Origin of the sequence: Alcanivorax sediminis, assembly GCF_009601165.1 — a bacterium.
Lineage (GTDB): Bacteria > Pseudomonadota > Gammaproteobacteria > Pseudomonadales > Alcanivoracaceae > Alcanivorax > Alcanivorax sediminis.
In genome coordinates this window covers 2,251,073-2,264,137 of sequence record NZ_WIRE01000001.1, presented here as the reverse complement: position 1 = coordinate 2,264,137, position 13,065 = coordinate 2,251,073, and the positions used below count along the sequence as shown (strand labels likewise).

Below are 13,065 nucleotides of genomic sequence, written 5' to 3'. Positions count from 1 at the left end.
TTATTGCAGTTGCTCCGGCTGCACCAGCACCCAGGGCATTACCACCACAGACCATAGTGTCTGATCCGAGTCATACCAACGAGCGGCCTGTTCATCGGCCACCTTGTCCACCTGCCCTTTCTCGCGCCAGAGGCTGATCTGAGCAGCATTGTCTTCCGAAAAGGCCAGTGCCACCTCAATCAGATCCAGCTCCGGCGCCACATATATCGTCTGGCCACGGGCAAAAAATGGCTGCAGCTCTGCCCAACCCGCCTTGGCGGTTTCCTGATTCAGTTTGGCTCTGAGAATTTCGCGGTCTTCGGTGTGTTCAGACATGATGTGCTCCGGTTCGAATCCGGCGCATTATCGAGGCTCGCGGCCGATTAGGCAAAAGCAGCAGACAAAAGAAGAGTGGCCAATGAGGGAGGGAAAGAAACGAGGAAAAAGAAACGCCCGCCAGTTTGGGGTCTGGCGGGCGGGCTGTACCGGGCCGAAAATGAACATCCGTGTTCTATTGCGTCCTTGCGAGGTCTACTTTATGGATTTGTCCCCATCGCCATAAGAAGCCATTCGCCCCAATTTGTGTAAGCCATTCGCTATAGCCAGGCGACGCCATCGCCTACCGAGCGGACCCCGCTACCAGAGGATCTCCTGGCTGACGCTCTCCAGAAGGCGCCGGCGCCGGTCGTAGAGGGCAAAGCAGGCACCCTGATCGCTGAACGACACCATGGAAAAGGCATTGTCGCTGAATACCTCTCCCGGCACACTTACCTGCCCCAATGGCTTGCCCCAGCCACCGTAGAGCAGTCCTGGCACCCTCAGCATTGGCCGATACCAGCGAAACGCCATCAAGGCAGTGGGCCAGAACAGACCGGAGCAGGTCCAGCTATGAACCTGCTTGCCACCATTCAGGGTAAGTCTGGCGTATAACGAGGCATGTACATCGCCGCTGAGCACCACCAGCTTGCGACTGGGGCTGTCTGCCATGGCCTGCAGTAATCGCTGTCTCTGGTGGCGGAAGCCCTCCCAGGCATCCTTGCCTTTAAACGGTCGACGCTGCTCCGGGAACAGTACCACCGAGCTGACCAACACCTTGATTCGATCTGGCTCAACATCAAGCCACTTCCGGAACGCCATTTCCTGGGCATCGCTGATCATTTGCCGCTGCCACGGCCAGCGGCTGAGTACCCTCTCGGTGCGTACATCCATCACGAAGAAGTCTGCCGGCCCACGGGAAAAGGTGTACCAGAACCTGTCCGGGTCCCGGTCCAGGTAGGTGCCGGCACTGTTCAAGGGTGCAGCGGGAGAATGGGACGCCTGGTAGATCTGATAGGCCTTGATGGCCGCCGGATATTTATTCGTCCAACGCGCCGCGTCGGCCCTCGCGGGCCAATTGTTTTCGATCTCGTGGTCATCGAGAATCATGTAACTGCTGGTTTCGCGCAGTAGTCTGGCCAGGTGTGGCTGCGAGAAGCTTTCCCTGTACAGGCTGAAAAAATCCTCGCGACTTTCCGCTGCCCCCAGGCCATGCATGGAGTCGGCATACACCTGATCCCCACCAAAGAGCACAAAGTCCGGCTTTTCCTGTTCCGCCAGCGCACGCATTTCGGAAAAGATCTTGTCCGCACGATCATCCTGGATTTTTCCATCCAGTCCCACAAAACGATAACAACAGGAGCCGAATAGGAAACGGCTACTGTTCGCCACTGGCTGATTGGTGAAAAATTCACCGACTTCGATCTGCTCCCAGTTCAGCATCAGGTCATCTTCACTGTCGATCCAGCCCGCCTGAAACTGATAACGCTTGCCCGGCTGCAAGCCATTCAGGACAACCACCCCACTGCCATCAAAGTTGCCATTGAGCCTGAAACGGCGTGTCGCAGACCAATCAGGCTCCCCCATACAACGCCATCGAATCCGCCCCCACTGGTACTTCTGACCCGCGGCCAGTGTCTGTCTGGGCAAGGCACCAAACACTCTGGCATGTGTTTCAGCAGATTCACCCACAATCGGGCCAACCGCGAAGCGGTTCACCATCTGTGTCATCGTTCACCCATCTAATTGAGCCCCCGGCCCCACACTGCTAGCATTCAACGCAAGGGGATAATCCAATAACACCCGAAAAGGCGCCCCACCTTTATCAGGAAGCAAACTGTGTCCAAGGACGTGCGATTCGGTTTTTTGCTGGTTGTTGCTCTTTTTCTGCAAACGCTGGTGTCAGTGAGCCATGCTCACAGCACAGGTATGCAGATTATTGGCGAACAACAACAGATTCTCCATCCCCAGAAAGGGATTCAGTTTTTTTGTTCACCCGCAGATCAGGCCACTGACCTCGAAACGATTCGCAACAGGGACTCCGCAGACTGGCAAATAACTGACGACGGCATTCCCAATCTTGGGTTCACCCGGGATCAATGCTGGTTTCATGTGACCGTGCGCAACCAGAACCCCCAGTTCACAGAATGGTTCCTGCGGATCGACTACGCCATGCTCGGCGAAGTGGATGTGTACCAGCTGGATGGCGGTGGCACCATCATCAGCCATTATCAGGCCGGGATGGATCGGGACTTCAGTGTTCGCAGTGGCGAATACCCGATTCCTGCTTTCCCCGTTTCCCTGCCTGCCGGACTCGACAGCGATTTCTACATTCGGGTGAGCTCTGCCCACAGTATCCAGCTGCCGCTTTCAATCATGACCCGCGAAGAATTCGAATCTCATTTCCTCACCCGAACTCTGGTGCAGGGGATTTTTTTCGGCGGCATGCTGGTGATGATTCTCTACAACCTTTCCCTGTTTTTCACCATCAAGGAAAAGGTCTACCTGATGTATGTGTGCTGGTCTGTGGCCATTACACTTTACCTCGCCATACTTCAGGGCTACGCCCATCTCTACCTGTGGCCTCATTCACCGCTGGTGAGCAGCCATATCATTCATTTCCTTCTGCCCTTGCTGGTATTGCTGCCATCACTGTTTACCTTGCACTTCCTGTCGCTCAAGGAGAAAGCCCCCAGGCTTGCCGTCTGGATGAAAGGCTTGATCGTCACTGGCACCCTGCTCTTTCTGGCGGCTCCTTTTACCAGCCGGGAATTTCTGATCCCGATTTCCGTCATCGCTATTCTGGTGATGGATGTCAGCATTTTGCTGGTGGGCTTGCTTCGTTCCCGGACAGGCGATCCTGACGCGCGAATTTTCACCGTCGCCTGGGCCTGCTTCATTATTGGCGCTGCTTCCATGGCGCTGAACAAGTACGGTTTGGTGCCCCGCAACACACTTTCTGAGAACCTGCTTCAGGTCGGCGTATTCGTGGAAGTGGTGGTGCTGTCCCTGGCATTGGCGCGGCGTATCAACCGTCTCAAGGAGGCACATTCCGATTCCATTCGCGATCGTGCCATCGCGGAGATGGAGGCCTTCAAGGCCGGAGCCCGCAACCATGCCAAGAGCGAATTCCTGGCCACCATGAGCCATGAGATTCGCACCCCCATGAACGGCATCATGGGCATGACCGATCTGCTGCGTCGTACCGCCCTGACTCAACAACAGGCCCAGTACGTCAGCACCATTTACCAATCCACCCAGTCTCTGTTGACGGTCATCAACGATATTCTGGATTACTCACGGATCGAATCCGGCAAGCTGGAGCTGGACTTCCAGGACATTGCCCTGGAAAGCATCGTGGACGACTGCGTGCGCCTGTTCGCTCTGCGTTCCAGTGAAAAGCAGGTGCCGCTTTACATCCATATCGACAGTCGCGTGCCGGACATCATTCGCACCGATCCGATTCGCCTCAAGCAGATCCTTACCAACCTGCTCAGCAATGCCTTCAAGTTCACCGAGCGCGGGAGTGTTTCGTTGCATGTGACGCTCAAGCAGCCCGTCAACAGCAACAACCAGTGCATGCTGATGATTGAGGTGGTGGACACCGGCACCGGGCTGGACGAAGGTCAGCAGGCCACCCTGTTCGAAAGCGTCAGCGAAGTTCGTCACATGGGGGATCAGAAGGGTGCCGGACTGGGCCTGGTGATCTGCAAGCGGCTAAGTGACCTGCTGGGAGGCAACATCGGCGTCAGCAGCAGCGTCGGCAGAGGCGCCACCTTCTGGCTGTCGCTGCCGGTGAAAGTGGCACAGAGCAGCCCGAAACCGGTACTGAAGAATCGCACGGCCGTGGTCATCTCCAGCACACCAGCACAGCTGCTCAGTCTGTCGCAGCTGCTCAGTCGCTGGGGAGCCAAAACCAGCGAATACCGTGATGCCGAATCCGCGCTGGACCCTGCCATGGGCGACCAGCCGGTGGACTTTGTCATTGCCGAACATAACGTCATGGCCTCGGCAGACCTGGTCGCTCGTCTCAGAGAGCGTTTCCACAGCCCTACCCTGGTGCTGCTGCACCCCACCGGCACGCCGCTCAGCGATCAGCTGCCAGAAGACCTTCTGCTGATTGAAACTCCACTTTCCTGCCAGGCGCTGAAGCGAAGCCTGGTTACGGGCAAGGACGAATCGGCCTATGAGAATGCGCTGTCAGACCAGACCGTGATTCTGGACCGGGCTAACCGCTTGAATGTGATCGTGGCGGAAGACAATGCCGTGAACCAGCTGGTGATCGAGAGCATTCTCAAATCGATTGGCGTGCAGCCCACGCTGGTCACCAATGGCGAGGAAGCTTTCCAGCTGGTCAATGAGCAGCCCAACTACTGGGACATCTGCTTCATGGATTGCGAAATGCCGGTGATGGATGGCTATCAGGCCACGGTTGCCATCCGTGAGATGGAGGCTACCCAGTCCAGCCAGCCTCACTGCTGGATTATCGGCCTGTCAGCCCATGCCACCGGAGAGTATGTTCAGAAAGCCCGCGACGCGGGTATGGACGATTACCTGAGCAAGCCGGTATCGCAGCAGCAGGTCAGCGAATCCATCAAACGAGCTCAGCTTTCCAGATCCAGCGATGTTTCCGCCTGACTCAGCAGGCGTGAGCAGGTCTGGATCAACTCCTTGATCCGGACCGGCTTGCCTAGAAACTCATCACAACCCGCATCCAGACAACGCTGACGATCCATCTCCAGCACGTTGGCGGTAAGCGCCATTACAGGCCCGTTAAAGCCCCTGTCACGCAGTTCGACCACGGTCTGATAGCCATCCATTTCCGGCATCTGCATGTCCAGCACAATCAAGTCGAAATCCGGATTGTCGGAAAACTCTCGGCAAGCTTCCTTGCCATTCTCCGCTTCTACCACCGTGAGACCGGCATTCTCCAGCACCTTGCGCACGAATAGACGGTTAACCAGGTTGTCCTCAGCCAGCAGTACACGACCACTCAGGGGACCCTCGGTCACATGAGAAGTCCCTGGTACCTCGTTTCTCTCAGGCAGCGCACTGGCTGCCACCAGCGGCAATGTCAGTTCGAAACGGCTTCCCTTACCCTGCTGGCTGAAGACAGTGATGTCTCCCCCCTGGGCCCGAGCCAGCTCTCGGGCAATGCTCAGTCCCAGCCCCGTCCCGGCATAGCGACGAGAGTGCGAGGAATCAGCCTGCGAAAACGGCTGGAAGATACTGCGTAACTGGGATTCGCTGATGCCAATACCGGTATCCTGCACCCGGACCTTCAAGGTTTGTTCCATCTGATCCCAGCTCGCCTGCACGCTCACGTGACCATGCTCGGTAAATTTCACCGCATTGCCCGCCAGGTTCATCAGAATCTGACGCAGCCGGAAGACATCGCCGGAAACGGCCGAAGGCAGTGGCGAGGCCAGGTTGAGTTCCAGCGCCAACCCTTTCTCCCGCGCCCGCAGATGCAGGCTGTCCACCACTTCATCCAGCAGATCCTGGGGAGAGAACACCCGTAGCTCACAAGTCACCTGCCCCGCTTCAATTCGAGAAAGATCCAGAACATCGTTGATCAACGCCAGTAGCGCATCACCGTTGTGCTGAATAATGGTGAGGTAACGCTGTTGCTCCTGGTGGCTAAGCTCACCCCGACGTAACAACTCGGTGTAACCCAGAATAGCCGTCATCGGGGTGCGGATTTCATGACTCATGTTGGCCAGGAACTGACTCTTGGTTTTGCTGGCGCTTTCCGCCTGGGTACGTGCCTCGGCCAGCTGGTTCTGGGCATTCTCAATGCTGTCGACCATGCTGTTGAAATCCATGGCCAGCTCGCCGATTTCGTCATCGCTGAGCACGGGCAAACGCTGGTCCAGCGCCCCCCCTCTTGCGATGGAACGAACGGCGTTGTGCACCATCTTCAACCGCCCAAAAAGCATGGTCTGGATACGCAAATTAACCAGGAACACGGTGAGCCCAGTCAGGAAGACCATAATGGCGACCATGGCCAACACGGAGGTGTACATGGTGCCCATTCCATCCCTGGGCAACTCCACCACCACTTCAAGAGGCGCCCCACCAAGATAGTCTGGCAACGGAAAACGCCCCTGGAGGGCATCGCTACTCTCGCCGGCCAGCCCCCTGATCGGCGACGTGCCAGCGGGAACGTCTCTCACATACAGCGCATGACCCACCCGATCAGAGAGGTAATTCATCCAGGTACTATCCAGCCAGACGCCCAGCAGGTAGGCCTCACACTGGTTCTCAACGGCAGTGATAAACAGCAAGGCACGTCCATCCGCCCTGACGACACCCCAGATGGGGGAACAACTCTGGCCGAAACGGCTGGCCAGCTGCTGGGCAACGCCTGCCGACATGAGCGCTTCGGCGCCTTGCTGCCAGACCACCCGGTCATTGTTCAGTGCCATCAGCATGTCCAGGTGACCAACCCCATCGAGCTTGAGGGGGGGCTTGTCGGGCTGCTGGCTCCAGTCTGCCGCCCGGACTCGCAGCACAGACAGTTGATCCAGAAAGGCGGACTCCACCTTCTGTAGCTCCCGACCGGCTGACTGCTCGTTGAGACGGTCCAGAAATGACTGGTTGACCTGATACAGGGCGACAGAGATCAGCGCCACACAGCAGCTTGCAGCAATGATCAGCAGCCAGCGAATTCGTGATCTAAGTGTCATTCCCCGTGTTCCCCTACAGCTATAAGCGGATTATGTGGGTTTTTTATCCTGATTCAGTTGCACCGGAGCGCAGCAGGATTCATACCAGCCAGCCCGTCAAATGTAGCCCATGACTCTACCAGCGGCAGCCATAATCAGATGACTGCCGGGACAGGATGAAAAAGCCCCGCTGTCCCCGTATCATAGGCGGCCCTTTTGCCGGATAAATGACCCCGTTCTCATGAGTGACACGCCACGCAAGATTCTGGTGACCAGCGCCCTGCCCTACGCCAATGGTCCAATCCATCTGGGACACCTGCTCGAATACATCCAGACGGATATCTGGGTTCGCTTCCAGAAACTCCGCGGCCAGAACTGCACCTACGTCTGTGCCGATGATGCTCATGGCACCGCCATCATGCTCAAGGCAGAAGAAAATGGCGTGACACCGGAGGAACAGATCGCCCAGGTCAAAGCCGACCACGAACGGGACTTTGCCGACTTCCAGATCCGGTTCGACAATTATTACAGCACACACAGTCCGGAAAACCGTGCCCTGTCCGAAATGGTGTTCCAGCGTAACAAGGACGCTGGTTACATTATCGAGAAGCAGATCACGCAGCTGTATGATCCACAAAAAGGGATGTTTCTGGCAGACCGCTTCGTCAAGGGAACCTGTCCCAAATGCAAAGCAGAAGACCAGTACGGCGATAACTGTGAAGTCTGCGGCGCCACTTACTCGCCTGCAGACCTGATCGATCCCTATTCTGCCGTGAGCGGCGCGACTCCGGTAGAGAAAGAAACCACCCAGTTGTTCTTCGACTTGCCCAAGTTCGAAACACTGCTGCGCGAATGGACCCGTTCCGGTGCACTGCAGGAGCAAGTCGCCAACAAACTGCAGGAGTGGATTGAAGACCTCCAGCCCTGGGACATCTCGCGAGAAGCGCCCTACTTCGGCTTCGAGATTCCAGGCTACCCTGGCAAATACTTCTACGTGTGGCTGGATGCCCCAATTGGCTACATGGCCAGCTTCCAGAACTATTGCGAACGCGAAGGTCTTAACTTCGACGATTATTGGGGCAAGGATTCCAACGCCGAGCTATACCACTTTATCGGCAAGGACATCATCAACTTCCATGGCCTGTTCTGGCCCGCCATGCTGGATGGTGCCGGGCTGCGCAAACCCACCGCCATCTACAGCCACGGTTTTGTCACCGTTAACGGCGCCAAGATGTCCAAGTCCCGCGGCACCTTTATCAAGGCACGCACCTATCTGGATCACATGAGTCCGGAATACCTGCGTTACTACTTTGCCGCCAAACTCTCCAGCCGGGTGGACGACTTCGACCTGAACCTCGAAGACTTTGCCCAGCGGGTAAATTCAGACCTGGTCGGCAAACTGGTGAACATCGCCAGCCGCACCGGCAACTTCGTGAAGAAGTTTGGTGGTGTGCTCAGCACCGACCTCGACAACCAGATGCTGGTTCGCGAAGTACAGGAAGCCGCGCCGCGTATCGCTGAATTCTATGAGCAACGGGAATTCGGCAAGGCCATGCGCGAGATCATGGCGCTGGCCGATCACGCCAATGGTTACATCGCCGAAAAAGCCCCCTGGGCCCTGGCCAAGGAAGAAGGCAAAGAGCAGGAAGTGCTGGCCATCTGCAGCACGGCCATCAATGTATTCCGCCTGCTGGTGATCTATCTCAAGCCCGTCCTGCCGGCCCTTGCCGAACGCGCTGAGGCTTTTCTGCAAGTGGCGCCTCTCACTTGGCAGGATGCAGAATCCCTGTTGCTCGACCACGAAATTGCCAAGTTCCAGCCTTTGCTCGGCCGTATCGACATGAAACAGATTGAAGCCATGCTGGAGGACTCAAAATCCAAAGACGCACCCGCCAGCAGTAAAACAGCCGACAAGCCCGCCAAGGCCCCCGCGCAGCCTGCGGCGGAGAAAGACGACACCATCAGCATCGATGATTTCCTCAAGGTGCAGCTGCGTGTAGCCCGTGTCGCCAAGGCCGCTCATGTAGAAGGGGCAGACAAACTGCTTCAGTTGACACTGGACGTTGGCGAACTCGGTGAGCGCAATGTATTTGCCGGTATCAAGCCCAAATACAGGCCGGAAGACCTGGAAGGGAAGCTGGTCGTACTGGTCGCCAATCTGGCGCCGCGCAAAATGAAGTTTGGGGTCTCCGAGGGCATGGTGCTCGCCGCCGGGCCGGGAGGCGAAGACATTTACATCCTGTCTCCTGACAATGGCGCCCAACCCGGGATGGAAGTGCGCTAAATCCCACCGGGGAATATGATGACAAAAAAGGCCGCGCCTCGTTTCCGGGTGCGGCCTTTTTTGTTTTGTCACAGCGGAAGTGCAAGCACCTCCTGTCCATCCCGAAACGGCAAGGGTGGACTAATCACTCTCAGTCTCATTAACCCTCGATATCAAACGAAAGAGCGGACATCTTCACCTTGGCCTGGCCTTCAGCAGGCTCACTGCCAGAAAGATAGAGACCCGCCTTGAAGTAGCACTTGTAACCAGCCCAGTCCGCCACATTTTCCACGTGAAGCAGGTTGCCATTAATCGTAATGAACACCTGATGATTGTACGTGCGTAACTCTGTGACCATGTCTCCATCGGGACGCGGCATTAGCGGCACTTTCTTGTAGCCGCCATTCTCATGATAGAAAACAGCCACCAGATAGTCCTGATACACCCTACCGTCAATGGACTGCGCCTTGGCCCAGGTCAATCGAAGCGGGGGCCTGGTCGAATACGACTCCTTGCGATGCAACTGCATCCAGGTGTACTCATTAAGCGGTGAGGAAGAAAGCTGCAGGGTGCCTATCATGCTGTTTTTGTTGGCCACTCCCCACTCCGGGTACTGGCGCAACTCAGAGCGCTTTTTGGGCTCCCCTTCTCTCGTCAACTCATAAACCAGAGAGCTGTCTTGAAAATAGAAGTACTCGGTTTCCGGAAAGGTCAGTAGCTCATCGGTGTAGATAGTTTCTTTACCAATGACGCCATCTGTGACTTCGTACTGGTGAACACTGGTTGAGAATGGCGAAATGAAGGCATCTTTGTAGGACTTATCCTCCGCCGCGGCGGTATCCGTGCTGCCGGAGCCAGGTTGCGAAGAACTGTCGACCGGGATCTCACTGTCGTCTGACTGCTTGCCCTCTTCCGACGAGGTTTCAAGACTCGTGCTACCACTGTCGGGATCTGAAATAGCCGAAGGGGTATCTGATCCACCACAACCAATAGCATTGAGCGTAAAAATAAAAATCAGCGTTTTATATAAAGAACACATCTCTTATTCCTGATTATTCTCCTTATGCAAGTTGAGACAGCACCTCCCTGATGACCGCCCATGAGTATTAAGAATTTATTCTTAGCCTTAACGACTGGGGAAAATGCTAGCGGCCAAGAAACTCCCAATCCATGGGGCTTTCGTTAAAATGTGACGCAAACCGTCTAATGAATTCAACTTAAAACCTGTCAACGGTTTTCGATTACGTATTCGCTATATTAAAAAGGAGAACGGAGCGTTTCTTATATTAAAAATAGCCAAAGGTATTAATTGGTGGCGTATAAAAATGTTTTTACGGATTAATTTTGATAGCCGTACGAATTAGGCCAGAATGAAAGGAATGAATAAAATCCGGTATTTTAGTGTTGCGAAATAAAAGAAAACCAAGCCACGTGGCCAGGGCCTACCATAACCACCTGAATAATAGCCATTTTCATCATCCAGATGCGGGCAACAGTTTTAACATCAGCCCCCTGTGCCCCGAGAGTGCAGCTTCAGTCAAGCGAGGTATCGAGAAACGCAGAGAGGGCCTGCTCATCTGTCACGGTAATAAAGCCGTAACCAAGCTCGATTAACCCTTCGTCCTGGAACCGTTTCAGGGTTTGATGAACGCCCTGGCGGGTCATGCCCATCATGTTGGCGATATGCTCACGGGTTAGCGCGATGGTCACCGGGCCCGCCCCCGCCTTGCCTCCGCCACGCTGGATATCGCAGAGAAACAACAGACGCCGGCCAATGCGTGTCAGGGTTCCACGCAGAGCATCCTCCTCAATCAATGTCATGGCCGACCAAAGCCGACGGCTAATACAGTCCAGTACCACCGGATAACTCTGCGGATAACGCGCCATCAGGCCCCGGAAGAACTCCCCGGGTAGCTCCACAATCTCCGCATCCGTATGCGCGGTGGCACCGTAAACCCTGCCCGCACCCGGCGCAAACACGGCATCACCTACCCAGGCCCCCTGGTCCAGCACGATCAGCATGGCCTCGCGCCCCTGAGCATTCACCGAATGGATCCGTACCATTCCTGAGGCGATAACGCATAGCCAAACCTGAGGCTCGCCCTTTTCGTAGACGGCCTCATTCTTGCCAAACCGGCGCACGCGGGCATGGGGCGCGGCCTCGCTAATGGCCACATCCGGGAAGCCAGCAAACAGAGGGCAGGCCCGTAACACTTCGACGACATCAATCATCCGTCAATTGTAAACTTGTTGACAGTCTTGCCAAGCCTCCCGGGCCTACACTCAAGAAATACCAATAACGAAACCGGAGAGCGAACATGAACAGCAAGGTGCAACTGGACCCAGCCAGCATTCCCTCACGCCAAAGCCAGGTCAGCGCAGAAGAATGGCAACTGCGTGTTGATCTCGCCGCCGCCTATCGGCTGGTGGCCCTGTACGGCTGGGACGAACTGATCTTTACCCATCTGTCTGCGCGAATTCCCGGTGCTGAGCATCATTTCCTGATCAACCCCTTCGGCATGATGTTCGATGAAATCACCGCCTCCAGCCTGGTGCGCGTAGATCAGGACGGTAACAAGCTCGACCCCAATGATTTCGACATCAACCCGGCCGGCTTCACCATTCATAGCGCCGTACATGCGGTGCGTGAAGATGCCCACTGTGTGATGCATACCCACACCACCGAGGGCGTCGCCGTCTCTGCACAACAGGACGGCCTGCTGGCCCTGTCCCAGCAAAGCTTGTTCCCGTTGTCCAACCTGTCCTACCACGACTACGAAGGCGTAGCCCTGCGTGAGGACGAAAAGGCCCGTCTGCAGGCAGATCTGGGCACCACCAACTTCATGATCCTGCGCAACCATGGCCTGCTTACTGTTGGCAGCACGGTGGCAGATACCTTCCTGAACATGTTCATCCTGCAGCGTGCCTGTGAGATTCAGGTAGCCACGTTGGCAGGCAATCGTGCCCTAACGCCTATTCCTGCCGGCATTGTGGATACCATCAAGCAACAGGCGGATCAGGTAACCAAGGGTATGGGTGGCAAGCTGGCCTGGCCGGGGTTGCTGCGCAAACTGGATCGTGTCAATCCGGGCTACGCAGATTAATCCATCACATAACAACACTCGGGAGAGCAATCATGAATGACATGAGCCAGCCCCGTGCTGAATTCCAGCACATGAAAGACGGTACCGCCGAAGACTGGAAAATCATCGCTGACAGCTTCGGTGATTTCCGCCATGGGCTCGCCGACCGCATCATGGATCATCTGCGCCTGCTGCAGGGAGATTTTGGCGGTTTCCAGATCGACCGTTTTCAGCATTGCCTGCAAACGGCCACGCTTGCCCATCGTGACGGTAAAGACGACGAATACGTAGTCTGCGCCCTGCTGCATGACATCGGCGATACCCTCGGCACCTACAACCACGCCGACGTGGCCGCTGTTTTGCTGGAACCCTTTGTGAGTGAAGCCAACCACTGGATGGTGAAGCACCACGCCATCTTCCAGGGCTACTACTTTTTCCATTATCTCGGCATGGATCGCAACCTGCGCGACAATTACAAGGATCACCCACACTTCAAACAGACCGTGGAATTCGTCAGCAAGTACGATGCCCCGGCATTCCAGCCGGAAGGCGAAATCCTGCCGTTGGAGTACTTTGAGCCCATGCTGCGCAAAGTGTTCTCCGAACCCCGCAAGTCGCTCTACAAGGCAGCGATGGAAGAACAGGAGAAAAGCCAGTAGCGAGGTTCGAGGTTCGAGGTTCGAAGTTCAAAAGCAGCCTGGCCTTGATGGCCAGGCTTTTTTTTACTTGGGCGTTTGGATTTTGGGCACGACGCCGA

At 55.9% G+C, this 13,065-nt stretch carries 9 protein-coding genes; 4 read left to right on the top strand and 5 right to left on the bottom strand.

The window, feature by feature from the left end; genetic code table 11:
* Positions 1–315: a DUF2288 domain-containing protein gene (locus tag GFN93_RS10285; protein ID WP_153501009.1), complete on the bottom strand. Its 315-nt coding sequence runs from the start codon at positions 313–315 to the stop codon at positions 1–3.
* 300 nt (positions 316–615) lie between these two features.
* On the bottom strand, positions 616–2,025 hold the full coding sequence (locus GFN93_RS10280; protein WP_153501008.1) for an alkaline phosphatase D family protein: 1,410 nt from the start codon (positions 2,023–2,025) through the stop codon (positions 616–618).
* A 108-nt stretch (positions 2,026–2,133) separates the two neighbouring features.
* Between GFN93_RS10280 and GFN93_RS10275 the strand changes: the two genes are divergently transcribed.
* Positions 2,134–4,932 carry a hybrid sensor histidine kinase/response regulator gene (locus GFN93_RS10275; RefSeq protein WP_328594510.1) on the top strand — a complete coding sequence of 933 codons (2,799 nt, stop codon included), beginning with the start codon at positions 2,134–2,136 and terminating at the stop codon, positions 4,930–4,932.
* Here the strand turns inward: GFN93_RS10275 and GFN93_RS10270 are convergent.
* Positions 4,899–6,983 (bottom strand): ATP-binding protein, encoded by a 2,085-nt coding sequence (locus GFN93_RS10270; protein WP_153501007.1) that lies wholly within the window; start codon positions 6,981–6,983, stop codon positions 4,899–4,901. The genes GFN93_RS10275 and GFN93_RS10270 overlap by 34 nt on opposite strands.
* 220 nt (positions 6,984–7,203) lie before the next feature.
* Between GFN93_RS10270 and metG the strand changes: the two genes are divergently transcribed.
* The gene (gene metG / locus GFN93_RS10265; RefSeq protein WP_153501006.1) at positions 7,204–9,246 is read left to right on the top strand and encodes a methionine--tRNA ligase; all 2,043 of its coding nucleotides are present in this window, start codon (positions 7,204–7,206) and stop codon (positions 9,244–9,246) included.
* A gap of 139 nt (positions 9,247–9,385) precedes the next feature.
* Here metG and GFN93_RS10260 read toward each other — a convergent pair whose 3' ends face one another.
* Both GFN93_RS10260 and GFN93_RS10255 read right to left on the bottom strand, forming a co-directional pair.
* Positions 9,386–10,264, bottom strand: coding sequence for a polysaccharide lyase family 7 protein (locus GFN93_RS10260; protein WP_153501005.1), 879 nt, complete (start codon positions 10,262–10,264; stop codon positions 9,386–9,388).
* A gap of 494 nt (positions 10,265–10,758) precedes the next feature.
* Entirely contained in the window at positions 10,759–11,457 is a 699-nt protein-coding gene (locus GFN93_RS10255) for a Crp/Fnr family transcriptional regulator (protein ID WP_153501004.1), read from the bottom strand.
* An 86-nt stretch (positions 11,458–11,543) separates the two neighbouring features.
* Here GFN93_RS10255 and GFN93_RS10250 point away from each other — a divergent pair, with 86 nt between their 5' ends.
* Complete coding sequence (locus GFN93_RS10250; RefSeq protein ID WP_153501003.1) at positions 11,544–12,329, top strand: class II aldolase/adducin family protein; 786 nt, start codon at positions 11,544–11,546, stop codon at positions 12,327–12,329.
* Between the two features lie 32 nt (positions 12,330–12,361).
* On the top strand, positions 12,362–12,967 hold the full coding sequence (locus GFN93_RS10245) for an HD domain-containing protein (RefSeq protein WP_153501002.1): 606 nt from the start codon (positions 12,362–12,364) through the stop codon (positions 12,965–12,967).
* Positions 12,968–13,065: the final 98 nt, after the last annotated feature.

Bases quoted from the DNA above. Each gene is read 5' to 3' on its own strand.
- GFN93_RS10285 (WP_153501009.1), bottom strand. From the start codon at position 315: ATGTCTGAACACACCGAAGACCGCGAAATTCTCAGAGCCAAACTGAAT.
- GFN93_RS10280 (WP_153501008.1), bottom strand. From the start codon at position 2,025: ATGACACAGATGGTGAACCGCTTCGCGGTTGGCCCGATTGTGGGTGAA.
- GFN93_RS10270 (WP_153501007.1), bottom strand. From the start codon at position 6,983: ATGACACTTAGATCACGAATTCGCTGGCTGCTGATCATTGCTGCAAGC.
- metG (WP_153501006.1), top strand. From the start codon at position 7,204: ATGAGTGACACGCCACGCAAGATTCTGGTGACCAGCGCCCTGCCCTAC.
- GFN93_RS10260 (WP_153501005.1), bottom strand. From the start codon at position 10,264: ATGTGTTCTTTATATAAAACGCTGATTTTTATTTTTACGCTCAATGCT.
- GFN93_RS10255 (WP_153501004.1), bottom strand. From the start codon at position 11,457: ATGATTGATGTCGTCGAAGTGTTACGGGCCTGCCCTCTGTTTGCTGGC.
- GFN93_RS10250 (WP_153501003.1), top strand. From the start codon at position 11,544: ATGAACAGCAAGGTGCAACTGGACCCAGCCAGCATTCCCTCACGCCAA.
- GFN93_RS10245 (WP_153501002.1), top strand. From the start codon at position 12,362: ATGAATGACATGAGCCAGCCCCGTGCTGAATTCCAGCACATGAAAGAC.